General features: G+C 59.8%; 17 protein-coding genes. 9 read left to right on the forward strand and 8 right to left on the reverse strand.

Features of this window, described 5'->3' with window-relative positions; genetic code table 11:
• The first annotated feature begins 101 nt into the window (after positions 1-101).
• Positions 102-2,537, forward strand: coding sequence for a DNA topoisomerase (ATP-hydrolyzing) subunit B (gene gyrB / locus ACQZ5G_RS19310; RefSeq protein WP_080815419.1), 2,436 nt, complete (start codon positions 102-104; stop codon positions 2,535-2,537).
• A gap of 105 nt (positions 2,538-2,642) precedes the next feature.
• On the opposite strand, the gene ACQZ5G_RS19315 is transcribed toward gyrB, so the two are convergent.
• Positions 2,643-3,245 (reverse strand): nitroreductase family protein, encoded by a 603-nt coding sequence (locus ACQZ5G_RS19315; protein ID WP_448738059.1) that lies wholly within the window; start codon positions 3,243-3,245, stop codon positions 2,643-2,645.
• Positions 3,246-3,373: 128 nt separating this feature from the next.
• Between ACQZ5G_RS19315 and ACQZ5G_RS19320 the strand changes: the two genes are divergently transcribed.
• The 8 genes from ACQZ5G_RS19320 to ACQZ5G_RS19355 all read left to right on the forward strand — a co-directional run bounded on the left by ACQZ5G_RS19320 (position 3,374) and on the right by ACQZ5G_RS19355 (position 11,630).
• Complete coding sequence (locus ACQZ5G_RS19320) at positions 3,374-4,216, forward strand: fumarylacetoacetate hydrolase family protein (protein WP_003521165.1); 843 nt, start codon at positions 3,374-3,376, stop codon at positions 4,214-4,216.
• 123 nt (positions 4,217-4,339) lie between these two features.
• Positions 4,340-5,572 (forward strand): polyhydroxyalkanoate depolymerase, encoded by a 1,233-nt coding sequence (locus tag ACQZ5G_RS19325; RefSeq protein WP_448738060.1) that lies wholly within the window; start codon positions 4,340-4,342, stop codon positions 5,570-5,572.
• Positions 5,573-5,641: 69 nt separating this feature from the next.
• Positions 5,642-6,409 (forward strand): M48 family metallopeptidase, encoded by a 768-nt coding sequence (locus tag ACQZ5G_RS19330; protein WP_448738061.1) that lies wholly within the window; start codon positions 5,642-5,644, stop codon positions 6,407-6,409.
• Positions 6,410-6,511: 102 nt separating this feature from the next.
• On the forward strand, positions 6,512-7,174 hold the full coding sequence (locus ACQZ5G_RS19335; protein ID WP_003492823.1) for a phosphoribosylanthranilate isomerase: 663 nt from the start codon (positions 6,512-6,514) through the stop codon (positions 7,172-7,174).
• Between the two features lies 1 nt (position 7,175).
• Entirely contained in the window at positions 7,176-8,396 is a 1,221-nt protein-coding gene (gene trpB, locus ACQZ5G_RS19340) for a tryptophan synthase subunit beta (RefSeq protein ID WP_003521170.1), read from the forward strand.
• Positions 8,397-8,400: 4 nt separating this feature from the next.
• Positions 8,401-9,240, forward strand: coding sequence for a tryptophan synthase subunit alpha (gene trpA, locus ACQZ5G_RS19345; RefSeq protein ID WP_031233963.1), 840 nt, complete (start codon positions 8,401-8,403; stop codon positions 9,238-9,240).
• Between the two features lie 27 nt (positions 9,241-9,267).
• Positions 9,268-10,164 (forward strand): acetyl-CoA carboxylase, carboxyltransferase subunit beta, encoded by an 897-nt coding sequence (gene accD, locus ACQZ5G_RS19350; protein ID WP_065656809.1) that lies wholly within the window; start codon positions 9,268-9,270, stop codon positions 10,162-10,164.
• 86 nt (positions 10,165-10,250) lie between these two features.
• Positions 10,251-11,630, forward strand: a complete 1,380-nt coding sequence (locus ACQZ5G_RS19355; RefSeq protein WP_448738062.1) for a bifunctional folylpolyglutamate synthase/dihydrofolate synthase — start codon at positions 10,251-10,253, stop codon at positions 11,628-11,630.
• Positions 11,631-11,677: 47 nt separating this feature from the next.
• Here the strand turns inward: ACQZ5G_RS19355 and trxA are convergent, their stop codons facing one another.
• The 7 genes from trxA to ahcY form a co-directional block, all read right to left on the reverse strand.
• Positions 11,678-11,998, reverse strand: coding sequence for a thioredoxin (gene trxA, locus ACQZ5G_RS19360; protein WP_003521174.1), 321 nt, complete (start codon positions 11,996-11,998; stop codon positions 11,678-11,680).
• A gap of 77 nt (positions 11,999-12,075) precedes the next feature.
• Positions 12,076-15,633, reverse strand: a complete 3,558-nt coding sequence (gene addA / locus ACQZ5G_RS19365) for a double-strand break repair helicase AddA (protein ID WP_448738063.1) — start codon at positions 15,631-15,633, stop codon at positions 12,076-12,078.
• Positions 15,623-18,808 (reverse strand): double-strand break repair protein AddB, encoded by a 3,186-nt coding sequence (gene addB, locus ACQZ5G_RS19370; RefSeq protein WP_448738064.1) that lies wholly within the window; start codon positions 18,806-18,808, stop codon positions 15,623-15,625. Before addB ends, addA begins: the two co-directional genes overlap by 11 nt.
• On the reverse strand, positions 18,805-19,542 hold the full coding sequence (locus ACQZ5G_RS19375) for a nucleotidyltransferase family protein (RefSeq protein ID WP_448738065.1): 738 nt from the start codon (positions 19,540-19,542) through the stop codon (positions 18,805-18,807). The genes addB and ACQZ5G_RS19375 overlap by 4 nt, the downstream gene beginning before the upstream one ends.
• A 16-nt stretch (positions 19,543-19,558) precedes the next feature.
• A complete protein-coding gene (tsaE, locus tag ACQZ5G_RS19380) occupies positions 19,559-21,070 on the reverse strand; it encodes a tRNA (adenosine(37)-N6)-threonylcarbamoyltransferase complex ATPase subunit type 1 TsaE (RefSeq protein ID WP_448738066.1) in 1,512 nt (503 codons plus the stop codon).
• Positions 21,067-23,649, reverse strand: coding sequence for an ATP-binding protein (locus tag ACQZ5G_RS19385; RefSeq protein WP_448738067.1), 2,583 nt, complete (start codon positions 23,647-23,649; stop codon positions 21,067-21,069). The genes tsaE and ACQZ5G_RS19385 overlap by 4 nt, the downstream gene beginning before the upstream one ends.
• Positions 23,650-23,857: 208 nt before the next feature.
• Complete coding sequence (gene ahcY / locus ACQZ5G_RS19390) at positions 23,858-25,258, reverse strand: adenosylhomocysteinase (protein ID WP_035264116.1); 1,401 nt, start codon at positions 25,256-25,258, stop codon at positions 23,858-23,860.
• Positions 25,259-25,362: the final 104 nt, after the last annotated feature.

A 25,362-nucleotide genomic window follows, 5' to 3' on the forward strand; every position in this document is an offset into this window, starting at 1 on the left:
GGTGTAGAATTTCTATAGTCGCATGTCGGATTTGAGTGATTCGCTGGCTTCAGGCCCTCTCACTGGAAACCTGGCCCGAGAAAACTTTGGAAAGAGTATTTATGACCGAAACATCGTCAAGCGAAGTCGGCGCGAACGCGGAATATGGAGCCGATTCGATCAAGGTCCTCAAGGGCCTTGATGCCGTGCGCAAACGGCCCGGCATGTATATCGGCGATACCGATGACGGTTCCGGCCTGCACCACATGGTCTATGAAGTCGTCGACAACGCCATCGACGAGGCGCTCGCCGGTCATGCCGATCTGGTGACGGTGACCCTGAATGCCGACGGCTCGGTGACGGTGACGGACAACGGACGCGGCATTCCGACCGACATCCATTCTTCCGAAGGCGTTTCCGCCGCCGAAGTCATCATGACCCAGCTGCATGCCGGCGGCAAATTCGACCAGAACTCCTATAAGGTGTCGGGCGGCCTGCATGGCGTCGGCGTCTCCGTGGTCAATGCGCTTTCCGTCTGGCTGAAGCTCAGGATCCGCCGTAACGGCAAGCTGCATGAAATCGGCTTCACCCATGGTGTCGCCGATGCGCCGCTTTCCGTCATTGGCGAATATGAAGGCCGCTCGGGCACGGAAGTGACCTTCCTGGCGAGCCCGCAGACCTTCACCATGACGGACTATGATTATGGAACGCTGGAGCATCGCCTGCGCGAACTCGCATTCCTGAATTCCGGCGTGCGCATCCTGCTCACCGACAAGCGCCATTCGGACATCAAGCAGGAAGAGCTGCTGTATGATGGCGGTCTCGAAGCCTTCGTTCGTTATCTCGACCGTGCCAAGAAGCCGCTGGTGGACAAGCCAGTCGCCATCAAGGGCGAAAAGGACGGCATTACGGTTGAGGTCGCGCTCTGGTGGAACGATAGCTACCATGAGAACGTGCTTTGCTTTACCAACAACATTCCCCAGCGCGACGGCGGCACCCATATGGCCGGTTTCCGCGCGGCTCTGACCCGTCAGGTGACCTCCTATGCCGAAACCTCGGGCATCCTGAAAAAGGAAAAGGTGAGCCTGCAGGGTGAGGACTGCCGTGAAGGACTGACGGCCATTCTCTCCGTCAAGGTTCCGGACCCCAAGTTTTCCTCGCAGACGAAAGACAAGCTCGTTTCCTCCGAAGTGCGTCCGGTCGTGGAAAGCCTTGTCAACGAAGCGCTCTCCACCTGGCTGGAAGAACATCCTTCCGACGCAAGAATCCTCGTGGGCAAGGTGGTGGAAGCGGCGGTCGCCCGCGAAGCTGCCCGCAAGGCGCGCGAACTGACACGCCGTAAAGGTGCGCTCGATATCGCCTCTCTGCCCGGCAAGCTTGCCGACTGCTCCGAGCGCGATCCGGCAAAATCCGAACTCTTCCTCGTCGAGGGTGACTCCGCTGGCGGTTCGGCCAAGCAGGGCCGCTCGCGCGAAACCCAGGCCATCCTGCCGCTGCGCGGCAAGATCCTGAACGTCGAGCGCGCCCGTTTCGACAAGATGTTGTCCAGCCAGGAAATCGGCACGCTGATCACCGCACTTGGCACCTCCATCGGCAAGGACGAGTTCAACGCCGACAAGCTGCGTTACCACAAGATCATCATCATGACGGATGCTGACGTCGACGGCGCCCATATCCGTACCCTGCTTCTGACCTTCTTCTTCCGCCAGATGCCGGAACTGATCGAGCGCGGCCATCTCTATATCGCCCAGCCGCCGCTTTATAAGGTCACGCGTGGCAAATCCGTGCAGTACCTCAAGGATGAAAAGGCGCTGGAAGAGTACCTGATCTCCATGGGTATCGAGGAAGCGTCGCTGACGCTCGGTTCTGGCGAAGTGCGTATCGGGGCCGATCTTCGCGAAGTCATTCTGGATGCGGTGCGCATGCGCTCGCTGATCGACGGGCTGCATTCGCGTTACAGCCGCTCGATCGTGGAACAGGCGGCAATAGCCGGCGCGCTGAACCCCGAGCTTTCGGCCGATGCTGCCCGCGCCGAGGAAACCGTTGCCGAAGTGGCACGGCGTCTCGATATGATCGCGGAAGAAACCGAACGTGGCTGGTCCGGCACGGTGCTGCAGGATGGCGGCTTGCGCTTCGAGCGCATGGTGCGCGGCGTCAAGGAAGTCTCGACGCTGGATATGGGACTGCTCGGTTCGGCCGATGCCCGCCATATCGATCAGCTCGCAGCCCGCACGCGCGATATCTACGCTACGCCGCCGGTCCTGCAACGCAAGGACGGCACCATGGAACTGGCCGGTCCACGCGCACTTCTGGATGCGATTTTCGCCGCCGGCCGTAAGGGTCTTTCCATGCAGCGCTATAAGGGCCTCGGTGAAATGAATGCCGAGCAGCTGTGGGAAACCACGCTCGACGCCAACGTTCGCTCCCTGCTGCAGGTAAGGGTGAGCGACGCGACGGATGCCGACGGCCTGTTCGCCCGCCTGATGGGCGACGAGGTGGAACCGCGCCGCGACTTCATTCAGGAAAATGCGCTGAGCGTCGCCAACCTCGATATTTAATCCTGTGGGGTGTTTCGCGTAACGATTCACGTGAAACGAAAATTTAACAAAAGGCCCGGCGGTCAATTTCCGCCGGGCCTTTTTGTTTTGCCGCATGAGCGGAAATCAGTCGGCTTTGCCGGTGAAGCGCCCTTCGAAGGCCACATCCGAAAGGGGCAGACGCTTGCTCGGCACTTCCCGTTCCGCCAGATCGTCAGGGAGAACGGACTTGTCGGTCAGCGTGCCGATGGCGACCCCGGCCTCCACCTTGTAGCCTTCCGGGATGTTCAGTTTTTCAACGATCTTGTCCTTCAATATGCCAGCCATGCCATGGGCGTGGTAACCGAGCAGGTGAGCCTGCATGGCAAGCGAAAACCAGGCAGCGCCGGCATCGAAGGAATGGGTCGCGGATGGTTTTTTCTCACCGTCGCGCGAGATGTTGTAGTCGCGGGAAATGACAAACAGCAGCACAGAGGCGTTTTTTGCCCAGCGCTGGTTTCCCTCCATCAGCAGTTCCACGAAGAGCGGCCAGTCTTCGCTATCCTTGTGCGCATAGACAAACCGCCATGGCTGATAGTTGGAGGCGGAAGGCGCCCAGTGCGCGGCATCCAGAATGGTCAGCAAATGCTGGGACGGCATGGCATGGCCATCGAAGGCGCGCGGAGACCAGCGATCGAGGAAAAGGGGATCGACGGGATATTCGGATTGCCGGGAATTGCTGTTCGTCACGGGCCATGTCCTTTTGGTTGACGGGAAGGAAAAGGTATTTTTCGAAACTTGGCACAGTCAAGGGGTGACAAGTATGAATGCATCGTTCATATATGCATCATCTTGTCTGACAACCGGGAGAGAGTTCCATGAAATTGATGCGTGTCGGCCAGCCCGGCCAGGAAAAACCTGCAATCCTCGATGCGGAAGGAAAAGTCCGCGATCTGTCCGCCCATGTCAAAGACATTGGCGGTGAAGCCATTTCTCCCGAGGGTCTCAAGAAGATCGCCGCGATCGACCTCGGCACACTTCCGGTGCTGAACGAAGAGCGCATCGGCGCCTGCGTTGCCGGAACGGGGAAATTCATCTGCATCGGCCTCAACTTCTCGGACCACGCCGCTGAAACGGGTGCCACCGTACCGCCGGAACCGGTCATTTTCATGAAGGCGACCTCGGCCATCGTCGGTCCGAATGACAACGTCACCATTCCCCGCGGTTCTGAAAAGACCGACTGGGAAGTCGAGCTCGGCGTCGTCATCGGCAAGACCGCCAAATACGTCTCGGAAGCCGATGCTCTCGACTATGTCGCCGGTTATTGCGTTTCGCATGATGTGTCCGAACGCGCCTTCCAGACCGAGCGCGCCGGGCAATGGACCAAGGGCAAGTCCTGCGACACCTTCGGCCCCATCGGCCCCTGGCTGGTGACGAAGGATGAAATCGCCGATCCGCAGAATCTCGGCATGTGGCTGAAGGTCAACGGCCAGACGATGCAGGATGGTTCCAGCAAGACCATGGTCTACGGCGTCGCCCATGTCGTTTCCTATCTCAGCCAGTTCATGTCGCTGCATCCCGGCGATGTCATTTCCACCGGCACTCCTCCCGGTGTAGGCATGGGCCTGAAGCCGCCGCGTTACCTGAAGGCTGGCGATGTCGTGGAACTCGGTATCGAAGGCCTCGGTTCCCAGAAGCAGACTTTCGTCGCCGATATCTGATCGCCACGGCGTTCAACGGAAAGTGAGGCGCTGGCGGGAAACCGCCAGCGCCTTCGATTTTGTGCACCTGCGAAAAGCTGCTATGGTTGAAAAAAGAGCGTGATCGCGAGGGAGGCGTCATCAGTGTTCTACCACCTCTATGAAATGAACCATGCGGCCATGGCGCCGCTGCGCGCCGGCGCCGACATGATGCGCCAGGCTTGCAACAATCCGCTCAACCCGCTTTCCAGCACGGCTTTCGGAAGAAGCCTCGATGCCGGTTTTGAGGTCTTTGAGCGCATGACGCGCCGTTACGCAAAACCGGAATTCGCTCTCGGCAGTACGATCGTCGATGGCCAGACCGTCAATGTTGTCGAAGAGACCGTCTGGTCACGTCCGTTCTGCAATCTGCTTCATTTCAAGAAGGAACTTGATCCAGCCCGCCAGTCCGATCCGAAGGTGCTGCTGGTGGCGCCGATGTCCGGCCACTATGCCACCCTGTTACGCGGGACGGTGGAAGCCCTGCTGCCTTCGGCGGATATCTACATCACCGATTGGACCGATGCGCGTACGGTGCCGGTGAGTGAGGGCACCTTCGATCTCGACGATTACATCAGCTATGTCATCGAAATGCTGCGCGCGATCGGGCCGGGCGCGCATGTGGTCGCCGTCTGTCAGCCATCCGTGCCGGTGTTGGCCGCCGTTTCCCTTATGGAGGCTGATGGGGATAAATTCGCGCCGGCATCCATGACGCTGATGGGCGGTCCGATCGACACGCGCATCAATCCAACGGCTGTCAACGGTCTTGCCAAGGCGAAACCCATTGAATGGTTCTGCGACAATGTCGTCATGCAGGTGCCGTGGCCGCAGCCGGCTTTTGGCCGCAATGTCTATCCGGGCTTCCTGCAACTCTCCGGTTTCATGTCGATGAACCTCGACAAGCACATGACGGCGCATAAGGATTTTTACCTCAACCTCGTCAAGAATGACGGCGATTCCGCTGAAAAGCACCGCGAATTTTACGATGAATATCTGGCCGTCATGGATCTGACGGCGGAGTTCTATCTGCAGACGGTGGAAACCGTCTTTATCGACCATGCGCTTCCGAAAGGGAACATGCTGCACCGGGGCAGGGCGGTCGATCCCGCAGCCATTCGCAATGTCGCATTGTTTACGGTGGAAGGTGAGAACGACGATATTTCCGGCGTCGGCCAGACAAAGGCGGCGCATGATCTCTGCCGGAATATCCCTGAAGACAAACGAGCCCATTACATGCAGCCGGATGTCGGGCACTACGGCGTCTTCAACGGTTCGCGCTTCCGCAAGGAAATCGTGCCGCGCATGCTGGATTTTATCCGCAAACACCAGACAGCTTAAGGGCAAGACGGCCGGCCGTGCCGCGCATTTGCATGGCCAAGCGACGGACGAATCGGTTATGAAGAGTTCATGTTTTCGCTCCTCAGAAAATCCCTGAAATCACCGGCCCCAAAGAAGGTCGCGCCGAGCCAGCGCACCGTTGCGGTGGCGGGCAGGCAGGTGCCGATTACGGTCAGGGAAAATCCGCGCGCCACGCGCATTACGCTGCGCATCGAACCCGGTGGCAGGGCGCTGAAACTGACAATCCCGATGGGTTTGCATCACCGCCAGGTGGATGATTTTCTCGAGAGGCATCAGGGCTGGCTGGAAGGCAAGCTTGTGAAATTCAGCCCAGACGACGGTTTGCGTCCGGGTGCGACCATCGATATTCGCGGTATAGCCCACCGCATTGACCATACTGGCAGCCTGCGAGGGCTGACACATGTCACGAAAGACGCCGATGGGATGGCCGTTCTGAAGGTCAGCGGCGCGCCGGAACATCTGAGACGGCGAATAGCGACATTCCTCAAGAAGGAAGCTAAGGCGGATCTGGAATGGCTTGTGGATGTTCATGCACGCACCGCCGGCCGGCCGGTGCGCTCCATCAGCATGAAGGATACCCGCAGCCGGTGGGGCTCCTGTTCCCATGATGGAAATCTGAGCTTTTCCTGGCGCATCGTCATGGCTCCGGAAAAGGTCATCGATTATCTCGCCGCCCACGAGGTTGCGCATCTCAAGGAAATGAACCACGGCCCGAAATTCTGGGCTTTGTGCGAAAAACTGTGCCCGCACACCGATGAGGCCAAGGGCTGGCTGAAACGTCACGGATCCAAACTCCACGCCATCGATTTCGATTGAAACCTGCAACGCGGATCGCCATCTGGATTCACGTGAAACATTCCATCGGGAATGGATGCGATTTGGCTCGACTCTTGTCGCATTTCATGTCAGGTCGCGGGTATGAAACCGGATATCAAGATTTGCGGATTGAAGACACCGGAAGCGCTGGAGCGCGCCGTCAGGCGTGGTGCCTCCCATGTCGGTTTTATTTTCTTTGAAAAGAGCCCGCGCAACATCGAGCCCGATATTGCCGGCAGGCTGGCGGAAGGCGCCCGTGGCGCCGCCAAGGTGGTTGCCGTCACCGTCAATGCCGATAATGATTATCTCGATGAAATCGTCGATCTCGTCAAACCGGACATCCTTCAGCTACATGGCAATGAAAGCCCGGAACGGCTGCTGAACATCAAGGCGCTGTATGGCCTGCCTGTCATGAAGGCGATTTCCATTCGCGATGCCGCTGATCTTGCCAAAATCGACCCTTATATTGGAATAGCCGACCGTTTTCTGCTGGATGCCAAGGCGCCCGCCGGTTCCGAGCTGCCGGGTGGCAACGGTGTCTCCTTCGACTGGACCATCCTGCGATCACTTGACGGAAGTGTGGATTACATGCTTTCCGGGGGATTGAACAAGGACAATGTCGCCGAGGCGCTGGCGGAGACCAGGGCAAGCGGACTAGATTTATCGTCCGGTGTAGAAAGCGCGCCGGGCGTCAAGGATCTATCCATGATCGACGCATTTTTCGATGTGGTGAATGATTGGTCGAAAGGCCCAAAGGGAGCTTGAAGTGAACGACGCGCCAACACCCAATTCTTTTCGCGCTGGTCCCGATGAGGACGGACGTTTCGGCATTTACGGAGGTCGCTTCGTTGCCGAAACGCTGATGCCGCTCATTCTGGATTTGCAGGCAGAATGGGACAAGGCCAAGACCGATCCCGCGTTTCAGGCGGAACTCAAGCATCTCGGCGCGCACTATACCGGTCGTCCGAGCCCGCTTTATTTTGCCGAACGCCTGACGGCGGAACTTGGCGGTGCGAAGATCTATTTCAAGCGCGAAGAGCTGAATCACACCGGCTCGCACAAGATCAACAATTGCCTTGGCCAGATCCTGCTTGCCAAGCGCATGGGCAAGACCCGCATCATCGCCGAAACCGGTGCCGGCCAGCACGGCGTTGCCTCCGCTACCGTCGCTGCACGCTTTGGCCTGCCTTGCGTCGTTTATATGGGCGCGACGGACGTTGCCCGTCAGGCCCCGAATGTGTTCCGCATGAAGCTCCTTGGCGCTGAAGTGAAGCCGGTGACGGCTGGCCACGGCACCCTGAAGGACGCCATGAACGAGGCCCTGCGCGACTGGGTCACCAATGTCGAGGATACCTATTACCTGATCGGCACCGCGGCCGGCCCGCATCCCTATCCGGAAATGGTCCGCGATTTTCAGGCCGTTATCGGCGAGGAAGCCAAGGCGCAGATGCTGGAGGCGGAAGGCCGCCTGCCGGATCTGGTCGTCGCGGCTGTCGGCGGTGGTTCTAATGCCATCGGCATCTTCCATCCTTTCCTCGATGACAAGAATGTCCGCATCGTCGGCGTCGAAGCCGGCGGCAAGGGTCTTTCGGGTGATGAGCATTGCGCTTCCATCACCGCCGGTTCGCCGGGCGTGCTGCATGGCAACCGCACCTATCTGCTGCAGGATGAGGACGGCCAGATCAAGGAAGGCCATTCCATCTCCGCAGGCCTCGATTATCCCGGCATCGGCCCTGAGCATTCCTGGCTGAACGATATCGGCCGCGTGGAATACGTACCGATCATGGACCATGAGGCGCTGGACGCCTTCCAGATGCTGACCCGCCTTGAAGGGATCATTCCGGCTCTGGAGCCAAGCCATGCCCTGGCCGAGGTCATCAAGCGCGCACCGAAGATGGGCAAGGATGAAATCATCCTGATGAACCTCTCCGGTCGCGGCGACAAGGATGTCCACACCGTCAGCAAGTTCCTTGGAATGGATGTATAAGATCATGACTGCACGTATGGACAAGCGCTTTGCCGATCTGCGCGCTGAAAATCGCCCGGCCCTGATTACCTATTTCATGGGCGGCGACCCGGATTTCGAAACCTCGCTCGGCATCATGAAGGCCCTGCCGGAAGCCGGTGCCGACGTCATCGAACTCGGCATGCCCTTTTCCGACCCGATGGCGGATGGTCCGGCCATTCAGCTGGCCGGTCAGCGTGCGCTGAAGGGCGGCCAGACGCTGAAGACGACGCTCGATCTCGCCCGCGAGTTTCGCAAGCAAGACGATGCAACGCCGATCGTGATGATGGGCTATTACAATCCGATTTATATCTACGGCGTCGAAAAGTTTCTGGACGACGCAATCGCGGCCGGCATCGATGGCCTGATCGTTGTCGATCTGCCGCCGGAAATGGACGATGAACTCTGCATCCCGGCACTTGCGCGCGGCATCAACTTCATCCGTCTGGCGACGCCAACGACGGATGGCAAGCGCCTGCCTGCCGTCCTTAAAAATACCTCAGGTTTCGTCTATTACGTCTCGATGAACGGTATCACCGGTTCAGCACTTCCCGATCCCTCGTTGATCTCGGGCGCTGTCGGTCGTATCAAGGCGCATACGGAACTGCCGGTCTGTGTCGGTTTCGGTGTCAAGACGGCCGATCATGCAAAAGCGATCGGTGCCGTTGCGGATGGCGTTGTGGTCGGTTCGGCCATCGTCAACCAGATTGCGGGCAGCCTGACCAAGGACGGGCAGGCGACCGCCGATACCGTGCCGGCGGTTACGACGCTGGTAAAAGGACTTTCAACGGGCGTGCGTGCATCGCGCCTTGCCGCTGCGGAATAAGCGCGCGGCCCAGTCAGGAGTAGTCAGTTGAACTGGATCACCAATTACGTACGGCCCCGGATCAATTCCATGCTTGGCCGCCGCCCGGAGGTTCCGGAGAACCTGTGGATCAAGTGCCCGGAAACGGGCGAGATGGTCTTCCACAAGGACCTGGAAGATAACAAGTGGGTCATCCCGGCTTCCGGCTACCATATGAAGATGCCGGCCAAGGCACGTCTTGCCGATCTTTTCGATGGCGGTGTCTATGAAGCCCTGCCGCAGCCGAAGGTGGCGCAGGACCCCTTGAAGTTCCGCGATTCCAAAAAATACACCGACCGCCTGCGCGACAGCCGCACGAAGACCGAGCAGGAAGACACGATCCTTGCTGGCGTCGGCCACTTGAAGGGCCTGAAGATCGTGGCCGTCGTGCATGAATTCCAGTTCATGGGCGGTTCGCTCGGCATTGCCGCCGGCGAAGCCATCGTCAAGGCCTTCGAGCGTGCCATTTCCGAGCGTTGCCCGCTCGTGATGTTCCCGGCCTCGGGCGGTGCGCGCATGCAGGAAGGCATTCTTTCGCTGATGCAGCTGCCGCGCACCACGGTTGCGGTAAACATGCTGAAAGAGGCAGGCATGCCCTATATCGTGGTTCTGACGAACCCGACGACGGGTGGTGTTACGGCCTCCTACGCTATGTTGGGTGACGTACATATCGCCGAGCCGGGCGCCGAAATCTGCTTTGCGGGCAAGCGTGTGATCGAGCAGACCATTCGTGAAAAGCTGCCGGAAGGCTTCCAGACCTCGGAATACCTGCTGGAACACGGCATGGTAGATATGGTCATCGACCGCCGCGAAATCCCGGACACGCTGGCCAATCTGCTCAAGATCATGACCAAAGCGCCTGCTGACAACGCAAACGCCGTCGTACCGCTGGCGGCTTCGGCCTGAGGAAAAAAATATGTCGCCCGGAGGCATAAATTGCCTTCGGGATGATGCTATACGTTGCATGATTTCATTTTTAGTGCGGCGGACAAATGGCAAGCAAAACGCCTGAAAGGCGAACGGAAGACATGACGAAGCCCGCGATCGGTGAGGCCGAAAAGATCATTGAGGAGCTGATGCAGCTCCACCCCAAGGGGTTCGATCTTTCACTCGACAGAATTTCCCGTCTTCTCGAAAAACTCGGCAATCCCCAGAACAGAATGCCGCCGGTGATCCATGTGGCCGGCACAAATGGCAAGGGTTCGGTCAGCGCTTTTTGCCGGGCCTTGCTCGAATCGGCGGGACTTCCTGTCCATGTCCATACAAAGCCGCATCTCGTAAACTGGCATGAACGCTATCGCATAGGCGTCGCCGGCGAGAGAGGCCGCTTCGTTGACGACGCTGTTTTCGCGGACGCGTTGCGTCGCATCGAAGTCGCCAATGAAGGCCAAAAGATCACCGTTTTCGAAATTCTGACGGCAGTGATGTTCCTTCTTTTTTCGGAACATCCAGCCGATGCGGCGATCGTGGAGGTTGGTTTGGGTGGGCGCTTCGATGCAACCAATGTGATCAACAATCCTGCGGTCTCCGTCATCATGCCGATATCGCTCGATCACGAGGCCTATCTCGGTGACCGCGTGGAGCTGATAGCCGCCGAAAAGGCCGGCATCATGAAAAAGGGTTCGCCCGTCGTCATCGGTCATCAGGAATATGATGCGGCGCTCGAAACGCTGGTTGCCACGGCGGAGCGGCTCGGTTGCCCGGTGTCCGTCTACGGGCAGGATTTTTCCGCCCATGAAGAATTCGGCCGAATGGTCTATCAGGATGAGTTCGGCCTGGCCGATGCGCCGTTGCCGCGTCTTCCCGGCCGCCATCAGCTTGCCAATGCCGCCGCCGCGATCCGCGCCGTCAAGGCCGCCGGTTTCGAGGTGACGGAACGGATGATCGAAAAAGCCATGACCTCAGTGGAATGGCCCGGCCGTCTGCAGCGGATCCTGACCGGCAAAATCGCTGAAATGGCCCCGAAGGATTCGGAAATCTGGATCGATGGCGGTCACAACCCCGGCGCGGGCGAAGTCATTGCCGAAGCGATGGCCGGCTTTGAAGAAAAGACGCCACGCCCACTGTTCATCATTGCAGGCATGATCAATACCAAGGATCCGGTGGGTTATTTCAAGGCCTTCGCCGATATTGCCGAATATGTCTTCACCGTGCCGATTGGCGGCACGGATGCGGCGATCGATCCCGTGGTACTTGCCCATGCGGCCTTCGATGCCGGTCTCGTGGCGGCCCCCACCTCGTCTCTCACGCATGCTCTGGAAGAGCTGTCGCGCCGCTTCGACCCCGAAGGACCGGCGCCGCGCATCCTGATCGGCGGCTCGCTTTATCTTGCCGGCAACGCGCTTGCCCTGAACGGCACGGTTCCCCAATAAAAAAGCCCGGCATCGCTGCCGGGCTTTTTTCATTCCATTGATATCGCTTATGCGGCGCCGGAAATCCAGGCGGAAAGCGCTGTCTTGGGAGCAGCGCCAACCTTGATGTCGGCCACTTCGCCGCCCTTGAACATGGCGAGCGTCGGGATGGAGCGCACGCCGAACTGGGCAGCCAGTTCCGGGTTTTCGTCGATGTTGAGCTTCGCGACCTTGACCTTGCCGGCCAGCTCGGACGAAATTTCCTCAAGGCTCGGCGCGATCATCTTGCACGGGCCGCACCATTCGGCCCAGAAATCCACCACGACGGGTTCGGAGGATTCGAGGACTTCGGACTGGAAGTTGGCGGCATCGACTTTTACGGTAGCCATATCTGGCTCTCCTTTCAGCTAAACTTTTCCGCTATCGATGTGATGCGGGCGCGTCGGAATTTCAATGCCCCGGTATCTCACTTTGTCTTTATTGCGGCAAGAGCCTGCGACATTGCATCATCGTCAACCCGCACAAAAGCGGCATTTTCCGTATAGATCAGCGCGCAGACAAATTCCTTGCCGGGATAGAGCGGTGCAAGAATTTCGCGATAGATGGCAAGCTGCGCGGTGTGGGAAAAAGGTATCTCGCGTGCCGTGCGCGGCGGAACCCGGTTAGTCTTGTAGTCGACCAGAATAACGCGATCACCATCCACCGCTAGCCGGTCGACACGGCCGGAGACGGCATAGTGCTGCCGGCCGATCGTCATCGTGCCCATGATGGAAATTTCCGCGCGGCTGTTGGCGGAAAAGGCCGGTTGCACTGCCGGTTCGGAGATGACCCGCAGAACCGCCCGGATCAAATGCTCGCGTTCGGCCATAGGCCAGAAACGGGCCGCTCGCTCCGCATAGCGGCGGGCAGCTTCTTCCCGCTCCGTCTCGGCAAAATCCGGCAGGGCCTGCAGCATACGATGCACCAGCCGGCCGCGCTGCAGCGCCAGCGAAGAGACATCGGCTTTCTCGCCGAAAAGCGGCGAACGCACGGCAAGATCATCCGCATCGTCATCGATGATGGTGCCTGCACCGGAGGGGCTGAGCGGCCTTGGCAAGGAGGGCAGGGCAGGCAGGGGAGCAAGCAGCCCGGGCGGAAGAGCATATTCTTCGTCCTGCTGCTTTTCCGGCAGCCTTTGCGGAAGAGATGTCGCGCGAGCCTCGGATTTACGCCAGACAAGTCCCTGCCATTCCTCGCCATCAGCCGTGAAAAGCTGCGGCTTGCAATGGTCTTCATTGTTGGCAAGCGCCGCCTTGACGATGGCATGCCAGCATTCTGGATTTTCCTTCTGGCCGCGATAACCGCAGACGACCAGGTGATCGGCAGCGCGCGTCATCGCCACATAAAGCAGCCGCCGATATTCGTCTTCGGCGGCCGTCTTCAGCCGTTCCTCGTCCGAGCGAATGAGATGGTTGGAAAAGCCGCTGCCGGGCAGCCAGACCGGGAAGGCGTCCTCGCCCGCTTCGACGAAGCGCAGTTTCGGCACATGGCTGTGATTGAAGGCCTTCGAACCGCCATCGACGACAAAAACCACCGGCGCTTCGAGGCCCTTGGAGGCGTGCACGGTCATGATGCGCACTTCGCCACGGTCCTTGTCCTGCTCGCGTTTCACTTCCGGTGAATCGGTTTCCAGAACGGAGAGAAAGGCCTGAAGGCCGGGCAGACCGGTCCTCTCGTGATCCAGCGCAAAGGACAGGAACTCATCCAGAACGTCGCTCGCCTCATTGCCAAGCCGGCCGAGGAATTTTTTGCGCCCGTCATGCAGGGTCAGGACCGCCGCAAAGAAATCATGCACGGTGGCCGTTTTAGAAAGCGCGATGAAACCTTCCAGCCTGGCGGTAACGGCGGAAAGATGACTATTCTCTTCCTGCGAAAGGATTTGCAGCCGTTTCCAGACGCTCTCCGTTTCCGATCGCATGGCGGCGATGTTGAAAACGTCATCTTCGGTCAGGTTGAAGAGCGGGCTCTTCAACAATGCGGCGAGCGAAAGATCGTCTTCGGGCAGGACAACGAAATGTCCGAGCGCCAGAAGGTCCTGCACGGCAATGTGGTCGGTCAGGCGAAGGCGGTCGGCGCCGGCAACGGGAATATTCTTGCGTCGTTTCAGCTCGCGCGTCAGCGCATTGACAAAGGCATGACGTTTTCTGACGAGAACCAGAATGTCGCCCGGCTCCACGGCACGCTCGACGCCCTTTTCGATGATGGTCTCGCTTCCGATCATATCGGCGATGCGCGCGGCGATCCGTCGGGCGACGATGGTGGCCGGCGCGCTTTCCCGCAGCGCATCGAAGGGCGCTGTCCAATCCTCTTCGTCTTCGGCGGTTTCCGGCGCCACCATGTCCCACACCTCCACGGTGCCGGGATGGCCGGCACGGTTGGATCGGTGCTCCACCGGCTCGTTATCGGCACTGAGGCCGCTGGCGTTATTCGGGTCTGAAAAGACCTGATCGACGGCGGCCAGAACATCCTCCGTGGACCGGAAAGAAAGCGGCAGGCGGATGCGGTGAAAGGCCTGATCGACGGAATCGACGCGCTTTTTGGTTTCTTCGCGCTCCTGCGAAAACCGTTCCGGCCGCGCGCCCTGGAATGAATAGATCGACTGTTTTTCATCGCCCACGGCAAACAGCGTGCGTCGCCCCAGGCGGGCGCTCTCGCCGGTGAAGAAATCCGCCGCCAGCGACTGGATGATCGACCATTGCACCGGGCTGGTATCCTGCGCCTCGTCAACGAGAATATGGTCGATGCCCTGATCCAGCTTGTAGTGCACCCAGGCGCCCGCCGTATCGCGGTTGAGAAGGTTGGCCGCGCGCTCGATCAGGTCTTCGAAATCGAGCTGGCTTCGCTGTTTCTTCAGGTCTTCGAAATCGCCGATCAGCCTTTCGGCCAGAACTAGGGCGCATTTTGTCGCCGCCAGCATTCGCACCAGACGATAACGGTTGCGGCAGGAAACGACATGGTCCCGCGCCAGCGTCAGCGCATCGAGAAGTTCGGGGGCGGATTTCTGCATACCCTTGTTGATGACATAGGCATCCGATTTCTTTTCGCCCTTGGCTGTCAGCAGTGCCGCTTCGATGAATTCCATCCGCCGCACGGGGTCCGACTGCCGTTTTGCCTCCCTGAGCGCATAAGCGACATCGATGACGCGTGTTCCACCCACCTCGTCGGCAAGGGTGAGATACGTATCGAGCGCAAGGCCTGAGAGGCCGGGCAGAGGCCAGAAGGCGGCCGCCGCGGTTTCTTCTGTTTCCCCATCTGCGATCTGCATCGCCTGCCGCAACCGCGCATCGATGCCGCCCGACTGTTTGGCGTCCAGAAGAAAGGCGCGAAGGGCGCTGCGATTGGCGATGATGGCGGAAAGCAGCGATTCCAGTCCGCTTTCGTCGGCCAGATCGAGCACGTAAGCGAGTGATTGCGCGAGCTCCGCGTCCCGCTCCGTCGAAACCGCCGTCAGAAGCGAACGGCGTGCTTCGGCGAGTAGGGTTGTAGCGGCGCGGTCGTCAAGAACGGAGAAATGGCCGGCGACATTGGCTTCCAGCGGGAACTGATGCAGCAACGCCTCGCAGAAGGCGTGGATCGTCTGGATTTTCAACCCGCCCGGCGTTTCAAGCGCCTTGGCAAACAGCCTGCGCGCTTCGGCAAGCTTGATGCGATCCGGCGCCTTGCCTTCGATGGCGGCGATGCGGTCCTTGAGATCGGAATCCGGCAAAGTAGCCCATTCCGCCAGACGGTCGAAGACGCGGCTGGACATTTCCGACGCCGCGGCCTTGGTATAGGTGAGGCACAAAATCGCCGAGGGTCGGCAGCCGGCCAGAAGCAGGCGGATGACGCGCTGGGTCAGAACATGGGTCTTGCCAGAGCCGGCATTGGCCGACACCCAGGCAGAGCTTGCGGGATCGGACGCAAGCCGCTGCCGGGCGCTGGTCCAGTCGATCCAGCTTTCAGGCGTATCGGCGGCGGGGCCGGCATCGAAGGGATCAATCGTCATCGCCGTCTCCCGGTTCTGCCGTCGACCATTCCGAAACGCGGGCGAGGTGGTCATATTCCCCACCATAGGATTGCTGCTCTTCCGGCACGAGGCGGGAGGCGAAGCCGTTTTCGCCGTCACGCAGGGAATGAACGAATTTGGTGAGCTGTTCGATCGATTCCGTCGCGAGTTCAATCGCCGATTTCGGCGGTCTTTTGCCACTTCGGCTGGAATGTTCGTTATTGACCTGATCGGCAAAAAAACGCTCCCCCGGCCGCAGGCGAACATAGATGAGGTTTTCCGGCGTGGGCGAACCGGCTTCGCGGAAGGCGCCGCGCATCAGTGCGGCTGCCTCCAGCGCAAGCTGCGGATCGAGCAGCGCGCGCGCCTGATTGGCGGAAGGCGCAAGCCCCGTCTTGTAATCAATAATATCCGCCTGACCGTTTGTCTTGATGTCGATGCGGTCTGCGATTCCCGTCAGTCTTATGCCCGCCTCGACGATTTCCTGCCCGGCGCGAGCCTCGTAGAAGCTGTGGCGAATGGATGGATGACGTGCTTTTTCCCAGTCGATAAAGGCGCGTGCTACCGCTGCAAAACGCGGCCGCCAGATGACATCCACATGGGGAGGCAGGTTTTCCGCATCGAAACATTCGTCCAGAATGCGCTGCATGGCCGAAAGCGAGGCCGGTGTGCCGGGAATATGTCCCTCACGGGAATAGCGCTCGATAATCGCGTGATAGAGCGTGCCGCGATCGGCGGCGTTCGGATCGCGATTGAAGGGGTCGAGCGGGTCCAGCTTCAGGATGCGCCGCGCATAGATCGAATAGGGGTCGCGGCGCAGGCGGCCCACTTCGCTGAAGGAATAGCGCGTCGGCTGCAACTTGGCCGGCGGTTTCGGGGCAGGTCGTTTTGCCGCTTCCTGATCGATGCTCTCATCCATCAATCCCGCCCAATGGCGATAGGTCTCGCCGCGCTTCCTGAGTCTATCGGCAAAACCCTCGCCGCCCAGCGCCAGAAGACGCTGCAGCCAGCGTGAGGCGACAGCGGGCGTTGAGCCCTGCCTCAGCGCGCGGGTGTAAAAAATCTGTCGGGTGCCATTTGCCATCTCGAAATCATGCGCCAGCTGGCCGATGCGCCGTTCCGGCGGTTCGAGGCCAATGGCGGTCTTCATGGTGCGGGACAGGAATGGATTATTCGCCGTCTGCCCCGGCCAGAGTCCTTCGTTGAGACCGCCGATGACGACGGTATCGACGCTTTGCAGCCGTGCCTCCAGCGCGCCGAAGATGAAAATGCGCGGATGACGCATCGATCTTGGCTTGATCGATTCACCGGCTACCAGGGCCGCAAAAATATCGATCCATTGCGGTCCATCCGCATCGAGGATTTCGCCGCTTTCCATCAGCTCGCCGAACAGTTCGGAAAGCTTGTCTCCCGCTTCACCGGACCAGAGCGCGGCAAGATCGCTGTTTTCATCCGCGCAGATGGCTTCGATCACGCGGCCCGTCCGCTCCGCCCAAACGGACAATGGCAATTTATCGGTGAAGGCGCGGCCGGATCGATCTCTGCGGACAAAGGCGGAACCGAGCGGCTCGGTCGCAACGGCAATCCGCCGTGCCAGATCGCGCGCGGCCTCCGCGCTTGCCTCCGGCAGCGCCAGCCGCCAGGCAGGTGGATGCCGGTCGTCGCGCTGCGCCAGAAGCTGCGCCTCCAGAACCGTTTCCAGATTGCCGATTTCGGTCTCCACACGGCCGCCGCGCAGCGCGATCAGCTCCAGCGCTTTGGAGGCTTTCGCGAAAGCTTCATCGGAAAGCCCGAAACGGCTGAGCGGATGTTTCAGAAGGGAGATAATCGGCACCGGGTCGCCGGGCCTCAGAATGGCTTCCAGCGCCAGCTGCGTCAGCCCGGCTTGCGGGGTGGCGGAAAGCGGCGTACCGGCCGAGTCGTCGGCTTCGATGCCGAAGCGCTGGAGTTCCGTCGCCACGCGCCGCGCCAGTCCGCGGTCTGGGGTTATCAGCGCCGCCTGAGACGGACGTCCAGCGCCGGGCGCTTCAAGCGCCAGCCGCAAAGCCACCGCGATGGCGGTCGCTTCCTCGCGCTCATTGGCGGCTTCTATCAGTGTGGCCGTCGCGAAGGCGTCGTCGAAAAAGCCTGGTTCCCTGTCCTCACGCCAGCGATTCCAGTCGCTGGTGGATTTGGCCGGTGCGAGTGCGGCCGAAAACACGGCTGCGCGCTTTTCCAGGTCGCCATCGATGGCGCCGATCTGAACCACATCGTCGCGCAGGATGCCGAGCTTCTGCAGCAGCATATAAAGCCCATATTGCGAGTGGGTGCGGCTCGAAGGATCGGTAGGGTCCTCGGCGATTGCCTCCCATTGCTCCTCCGGCATGGCAAGGTCCAGCCCCGGAAGTACGACGGTGCCTTGGGGCAGGGCCGCAACGGCGGCGATGAGATCGGCTGCGGCAGGAATGGAACCCGTCGACCCGGCGACGATGATCGGTCCCGTATCCGGCAAATTGGCAAGCCGGTTCGCTTCCGCCCGCAGGATGGCGTTGCGATGCCGGCCGGCCGAGGAACGGTTGAGTTCGGAAAGCCGCGCCGGCCAGAAGACGCTGGCGATCCGCAGGAAATCCGCCGTCAGCTGCCACCATTGGGCGTGATCGCCAGTATCGAGATGCTGAAGCGCTTCCCAGTCCTTTTCTTCCGTATCCATTGCATCGATCACCTCGCCAAGCGCACGCGCCAGCCATATGGCGTCTGCGGGGCTGGCGGGGGCGACAAGCGGCGAATCCGAGTGAATTGCCCGGATGGCGTCCGGCAGGCTGTTGCGCCAGGCGAGAATGAGACGCGCCAGTTCGATCAGCCGGCCGGTGCCGGAAATCGGCGGCGCCAGATCCATGATTTCAGGATTTTCGATCTCGAAAAAGCCGCTGTCGTCATCCGTTTCGCCCAAGGGGCGGATCAGCGGCAGAATGGCGGACCGGCCGCCCAGAAGATCGACGAATTCGGAGCGCAGCACACGGGCGGAGCGCCGCGTCGGCACGTAGATCGTCACCTTGGCAAGCGACAGCGGATCGGTTGGGTCGTATTTATAGCCAGCTGTCAGTGTCCCGTCACACAGCGTTTCCGCGAGCGTCTTGAGGAACGGTGTTCCCGCAGCGATCGTCAGAACGCGCTTTGCGTGGTGGGTGAGCGTCATGCAGAGCGTTTTTCCCTGAATTGGCGGATGATGCTTTCAGCATCTTCTATCGCATCCGGCGTTCCGACGGTGATCCAGTGGCCATCCAGAGAAAGCCCGAAAAGCCGGTCTCCTTCTATGGCGCGGTCGAAATAGATATTGAGGTTGAAGGCATCCGCCGGAGCACCGTCCAGCAGTCGCGAATCCATGGCGATGGCTCCGGCATAAACCACGGGATTCGGATCGCCATCGCGATACCGCGTCAGTTTCCCATCGGCGGAGAGGTTGAAATCCCGCTTGCCATTGTGCCCGGTGGTGCGGTCCATGTCGACGCAGAGCAGCGCCATGTCCATTCGGGTCGGGTCGAAGAATTGCGCAAGCTTGCGCAGGTTGCTGACCGCATTCAGCTGCTCGCCAATCCAGAAGAGATCGGCATTCATGACAAAGACCGGGCCGGGTTCCAGAAGCTTCAGGCCCCTGGCGAGACCGCCGCCGGAATTCATCAGTTGCTTCCGCTCGTCGGAAATCAGGATTTCGGCGTCGGTGCGCTGCTCAAGATGGGCGACCATCTGTTCCGCGTGGTGGTGCACATTGACGACAATGGTTTCCGCACCGGCTTCGACGAGGGCGTCGAGCGCGTAATCTATCATCGGCTTGCCCGCGATCTGGACGAGCGGCTTCGGGATCGTATCCGTGATCGGGCGCATCCGCGTGCCAAGCCCGGCGGCCAGCACCATCGCATTCTTAATCGTCATCGTGGTCAACCGTCTTTCAGTCGTCGAATTCCATGCCCATGCGCAGGCACCAGTCTTTGAGCGGTGCGAGTTCCGGATGCGAAAGCGCTGCACTGAGATAGCGGAACGTCCTCGGCATATGTTTCATATAACCGGGTTTTCCGTCCCGTTCCAACAGCCTCACCCAGATACCTGCGAGCTTGCAGTTGCGTTGCGCCGACATGATGGCGAAAGCCTTGAGGAAAACAGCCTCATCGAAAGACGGCGCGCTTCTCCTGCTGTCGAGATAGTGCGAAAGCAGGCGCGCCTGCAGTTCGGGTGAGATGGTGACACGGGCGTCCTGCACGATGGAGGCAAGATCGTAAGCGCTCGGGCCGATCATCGCGTCCTGATAATCGATCAGGCCGACCTGCCTGACGCCGCTGTTTTGCGACTGCCATATAAGGTTGGGTGAATGGAAATCGCGCAGCACAAGTCCCGTCTCGCAGTCGGCGAGCTGGTCGATCAGCGTGTCCCATAGAGCATAATAGTCGCTCTTTTCGCTATCGGTGAGGGGCTTGCCGCGTTTATGCGGCAGATACCATTCCGCCAGCAGCGAAACCTCGATCTTCATCGCCTGGCGGTCGAACGGGGGAACCTCATAGGCGCTGCCGTCACCCACCGGCAGCAGGCCGGGTCGCGGGGCCTGATGGAGTGCGGCAAGGCAGGCGACGCTTTGCAGATAGCGATCCTCTATCGGCGTTCCGTCAGGCGCAAGTACGCCATCCCGCCCGAGATCCTCCAGCAATAGAATACCCTGATCGATATCCGCCGCCAGAATCTCAGGGGCGCAAAGGCCGTTGTTTCGAAGATAATTGCCGATCGCAACGAAGGAGCGGGCGTCCTGAGCAAGATGGGCTATTTCCGCGTAGGTCTTGCCATCCGCAATGATTGCACCCCTCAGGGGGCGTCGCCAATCCATAAGTATAAGGTCCGGGCCGTCAGTGGAAACGGTCTCATAGGCGCGTGTTGAGGCGTCACCGCTCAGGAAACGCCGGGCCGCGTCGCCCTTACCATTTTTTGCGAGAAACGCGCGGATGGCGAAAACCCGTTCAAGTCGTGCTTTCAACTTTGCCGGAGCCTCGATGGAGGCGAGCCGCCCTTCGCCGGAATGCGTCAGCCGGAGCGTGACGGTCTGCTCCGGCGGCAGGATCTCGGCGGCCATATCCGGCCACTCGATCAGGCAGATGCCATCCTCCAGCATCTCATCGATGCCAAGTTCGTCCAGTTCCGAAACATCCGAAAGCCGGTAGAGATCGAGATGGGCGACCGGAATGCGGGCGGCATAGGTCTGGACGATCGTGAAGGTAGGGCTTGGAACTTCAAGATCCGGCTCGTCCGCCATTGCCCGGATGAAGGCGCGGGCAAGCGTCGATTTGCCGGCGCCAAGATCGCCGATGAGTGCGAGACAATCACCGGGTTTCAAAGCCAGCGCAAGGTCTTCACCGAGCCTGATGGTGTCCTTTTCTCCCGCAAGGGGAATGGTGATCGGCAAGATGTCTTCGCTCATTCTGCGGCGATGGAATGCGGCCGTGTGCCGGAAGGAATGCGGCAGGTGACGATGGTGCCGTTGCCGGGCCGGCTGTCGATGCTGACGGTGCCATGATGTAGGCTGACGAAGCTTTCGACGATGGAAAGACCAAGCCCCGCACCGGTTCGCCGCCCGCCATTGCCGCGCGTCGCGAAGCGGTCGAACACGCTCTTCAGCATGTCCTCAGGAATGCCCGGACCCTTATCCGCCACCGAGAACACGAAGTCGCCTTCGCTGCGCTGGCAGGAGAGCTGCACGGAGGAACCTTCGGGTGCGAAATTGATCGCATTGGTCAGGAGCTTGATGAGAATCTGTTTCAGCCGCTGGTGATCGGCCACTAGACTACCGAGATGGGCGGGTGCAACGATCTCGAGCGAAATTCCGCTCTCCTGCAGCCGGTCGGCGATCTGCACCGAAACGTCTTCAAGCAATTCGTTCAGATCGTTTTCCGAATAATTGAGCTGCATGATGCCGGCATCGACGGTCGCGAGATCGAGAATATCGTTGACGATGGTCAGGAGCACTGAGGACGAAGTGGAAATATGGTCGAGATATTCCGCCTGCCGTTCCGTCAATTGGCCGATGCCGGGTGTCTTGAGGAGATCGGTGAAGCCGATGATATTCGTCAGCGGTGAGCGCAGCTCATAGGAAACATGCTGCACGAAATCGTTCTTAAGCTCGTCGGCCTTCAGAAGCGCGTCGTTCTTTTCTTTCAGCGCCCGCTCGGCCCGCACGCTGTCGGTCATGTTGACGAAGGTCAGCATGGTCTGTGCGTCCGGCAGCGGAATGATGGCGTAGTCCAGCACGAGGCCGGAAAGCAGTTCCAGTGTGCCCTGCCGCGACGGCCGCTCATCGTCGAAGCTGGTAATGAACTGGCTGAAGGAGCGCCAGCCATCCGGCCTGTCATAGGATTGCGTGCAGGCGGTTTCGATGGCGCGGATATGGGTGCCGGTCTCAGCCTGTTCCGCGGTCACGCCCCAGAGCGCCCGGAATGCCGGGTTGGACAGGCGAATGCGCCCATCGGCGCCGAACACGGCAACACCTTCGGCCAGATGGTCGATGGTTTCGCCCTGCACCTTTACAAGCGTGTTGTAGCGCATCTGCAGATCGACCTGCTCGGTCAGGTTCTCGAAAACCCAGGTCGCGCCGCCCTGCGGATGGGCCGTCGCGATAACCCGAAGCGTCTGGCCGTTCGGCAGGTGCCAGAGATCGGTCTTGGTATCCAGCGAACGGTAGACGGAGAGCGCCGTCTCCTTCCAGTTCTTCCAGTTCAGCTGCTCCGGCAATTTGCCGGCGGTGCGCAGCCTGTCCAGAAGCTCGGAATTGTCAGGGCTGGATTCGAGGAAAACGAGATCGAGACCCCAGAGAGCCGCAAAAGCCTGATTGTAGAATTGCAGCCGCTGCCGGCCGTCGAAAATGGCGACAGGCGTTGCCAGATGATCGAGCGTTTCGGCGTGGCTCTTCAGAACCCGCTTGAGTTCTTCGCCGATGGTCTCGGCCTCGGTGGCATCGATGGCGATGCCGGCGGACCCACCCGCCGTCTTGATGTCGACAACGTCAAAGAAGGTGCGGTTTCCGGAAACCACCGTCGAAATACGGTCGTGATAGGGCGATTCCGGTGTCGCGGCCGCGCGTATCTTCTGCCGGGTAACCGTGTTCAGCAGTTCGCGTTTTTCATGAACGGCCTGTTCGGTGTCACGGGCATCCACCGCCTGGGCATAGGCGTGGTTGACCCAGATGAGGTCACCTTCGCCATTGCGCCGCCAGACGGGCTGCTCAATGGAATCGAGAAGTTCCTGAAAGGTCGAGACGGAAGCGATCAGGCGCTCGCGCTCCACCTGCAATTCAGCGAGTTCGGCGCGCAGATTGTTAAGCGCGATGAAACGCGCAAAGGCATTGCCCCCGGAAACCCGGCCCTGGACCTCAATGACTTCACCGCGCTGCGTTTCGATGGTCAGGTCGAAACTCTGGGCATGGCTGCGGAGTTTTTCGATTGATTTTTCAAGCTGGCTTGCGGATGCCGGTTTCAGCCAACGGCCGAAAGCCAGAAAATCGTGATCCGCCTGCGGCACACCCGTCTCGGCCGGCAGCTGTCCCAGAAATTCGGGCCGCTTGTCCGCACCGTCCCAGATGACGATGCGGCGGCTCTTGTCGGAAATCAACGCCTCGTATTTCGCGATCTTGTGGTGGGACTGGGCAAGCGCCTGTCGGTATTCGCTGCTTTCGGCCTCGATATTACCGCGCTGGCGCACCAGCCAGACGACGGAAAACAGCGTTGCTGAAAGCATCCCGACGAAAAGCGAATAGGTGATGGTTTCTCCGGATGAGAACAATCGCGCGCCGGTCTTTGCCACAAGCCCGTCCTGGGCCATCACAACGGTTGTCGAGCCGGCGAGAACCGTGCCCGAAAGCAGGACAGGAAGCCTCGCAAAGCCTGTCTGAACCGCACTGACAACCTGCCGGCAACGCGCAAGAGCCGCGCTCAATGCCACGCCCGCTTGCGTGTTTTCAACGCGTTGAACTGTCTGCTTGCGCAGATCCGAATTTTGAACCGACATCCCCGGTCTGTCTCCGTCCTATGTGCCGCATCTTCGACAAGACATCCCATTTCGTCCCCGCCGCCCTTTGGCGTGTCCGAATCAAGTCTGATGACAATACCGCCTTCATAAATCTGCGAAAAGGGAGCGCGCAAAAAAGATGCCGTGCGCTTTGTCAAGCGCACGGCATCTAGATATTGTGTAATTTCAGTGGATATTAACTATGAAATTAATATCTGTAGTGTTCGGCCTTGAACGGACCTTCCTTCGAGATGCCGATATAATCTGCCTGAAGGTCGGAAAGTTCGGTCAGGCGCACACCAAGCTTCTCAAGATGAAGGCGCGCAACCTTCTCGTCGAGGTGCTTGGGAAGCACGTAAACTTCGTTCTTGTATTCGCCCTGCTTGGTGAAGAGCTCGATCTGGCCCAGCACCTGGTTGGTGAAGGAGGCCGACATGACGAAGGAGGGGTGACCGGTGGCGTTGCCGAGGTTCAGCAGGCGGCCTTCGGACAGAAGAATGATGCGGTTGCCCTTCGGGAACTCGATCATGTCGACCTGCGGCTTGATGTTCGTCCACTTCAGGTTACGCAGCGATGCGACCTGAATCTCGTTGTCGAAGTGGCCGATATTGCCGACGATCGCCATGTCCTTCATCTCGCGCATATGCTCGATGCGGATCACGTCCTTGTTGCCGGTGGTGGTGATGAAGATATCGGCGGAGGAAACCACGTCCTCCAGACGAACGACCTCGAAACCGTCCATGGCGGCCTGAAGCGCGCAGATCGGATCGATTTCGGTGACCTTCACGCGGGCGCCGGCGCCCTGCAGCGATGCCGCCGAACCCTTGCCCACATCGCCGTAACCGCAGACCACGGCAACCTTGCCGGCCATCATTACGTCGGTTGCGCGGCGAATGCCGTCCACCAGCGATTCCTTGCAGCCGTATTTGTTGTCGAACTTCGACTTGGTGACGCTGTCATTGACGTTGATCGCCGGGAAGGGCAGCAGGCCTTTCTTGCTGAGGTCGTAAAGACGGTGAACGCCGGTCGTCGTTTCTTCGGTAACCCCCTTCAGTGCGTCGCGCTGCTTGGTGAACCAGCCGGGCGAAGCCTTGAGGCGCTTGTTGATCTGCGCGAAGAGGATTTCCTCTTCTTCCGAACCGGGATTGGAAAGAACGTCCTCACCGGCTTCGGCGCGTGCGCCGAGCAGGATGTACATGGTGGCGTCGCCGCCATCGTCAAGGATCATGTTGGAGAGGCCGCCATCGGCCCACTGGAAGATCCTGTCGGTATATTCCCAATATTCCGTCAGGGTTTCACCCTTGACGGCGAATACCGGGATGCCGGCTGCCGCAATGGCCGCCGCCGCATGATCCTGCGTCGAGAAAATGTTGCAGGACGCCCAGCGGATATCCGCGCCGAGTTCCTTGAGCGTCTCGATCAGAACGCCGGTCTGGATCGTCATGTGAAGAGAACCGGTGATGCGTGCACCCTTCAGGGGCTTGCTCTCGCCGAATTCCTTGCGGCAGGACATCAGGCCAGGCATTTCGGTTTCGGCGATGTCCAGTTCCTTGCGGCCGAATGCGGCAAGGTTGATATCGGCGACGATGTAGTCCTTCTCAAGGCTCATGAAGTTCTCCAGATCAGAAACGCCGCGCCTTGCGGCCCGGCTCTTAAACGTAGCAGGGGTTTAGCAGGCCACGAACGATCTGGCAATGATGATATAAAGAAGTC

The sequence above is a fragment of the Agrobacterium sp. 22-214-1 genome (assembly GCF_053522465.1).

What these genes read in the sequence shown, in the direction of transcription:
- gyrB (WP_080815419.1), top strand. Translation starts at nt 102, where the DNA reads ATGACCGAAACATCGTCAAGCGAAGTCGGCGCGAACGCGGAATATGGA.
- ACQZ5G_RS19320 (WP_003521165.1), top strand. Translation starts at nt 3,374, where the DNA reads ATGAAATTGATGCGTGTCGGCCAGCCCGGCCAGGAAAAACCTGCAATC.
- ACQZ5G_RS19330 (WP_448738061.1), top strand. Translation starts at nt 5,642, where the DNA reads ATGTTTTCGCTCCTCAGAAAATCCCTGAAATCACCGGCCCCAAAGAAG.
- ACQZ5G_RS19335 (WP_003492823.1), top strand. Translation starts at nt 6,512, where the DNA reads ATGAAACCGGATATCAAGATTTGCGGATTGAAGACACCGGAAGCGCTG.
- trpA (WP_031233963.1), top strand. Translation starts at nt 8,401, where the DNA reads ATGACTGCACGTATGGACAAGCGCTTTGCCGATCTGCGCGCTGAAAAT.
- ACQZ5G_RS19355 (WP_448738062.1), top strand. Translation starts at nt 10,251, where the DNA reads ATGGCAAGCAAAACGCCTGAAAGGCGAACGGAAGACATGACGAAGCCC.
- trxA (WP_003521174.1), bottom strand. Translation starts at nt 11,998, where the DNA reads ATGGCTACCGTAAAAGTCGATGCCGCCAACTTCCAGTCCGAAGTCCTC.
- addA (WP_448738063.1), bottom strand. Translation starts at nt 15,633, where the DNA reads ATGACGATTGATCCCTTCGATGCCGGCCCCGCCGCCGATACGCCTGAA.
- addB (WP_448738064.1), bottom strand. Translation starts at nt 18,808, where the DNA reads ATGACGCTCACCCACCACGCAAAGCGCGTTCTGACGATCGCTGCGGGA.
- ACQZ5G_RS19375 (WP_448738065.1), bottom strand. Translation starts at nt 19,542, where the DNA reads ATGACGATTAAGAATGCGATGGTGCTGGCCGCCGGGCTTGGCACGCGG.
- tsaE (WP_448738066.1), bottom strand. Translation starts at nt 21,070, where the DNA reads ATGAGCGAAGACATCTTGCCGATCACCATTCCCCTTGCGGGAGAAAAG.
- ACQZ5G_RS19385 (WP_448738067.1), bottom strand. Translation starts at nt 23,649, where the DNA reads ATGTCGGTTCAAAATTCGGATCTGCGCAAGCAGACAGTTCAACGCGTT.
- ahcY (WP_035264116.1), bottom strand. Translation starts at nt 25,258, where the DNA reads ATGAGCCTTGAGAAGGACTACATCGTCGCCGATATCAACCTTGCCGCA.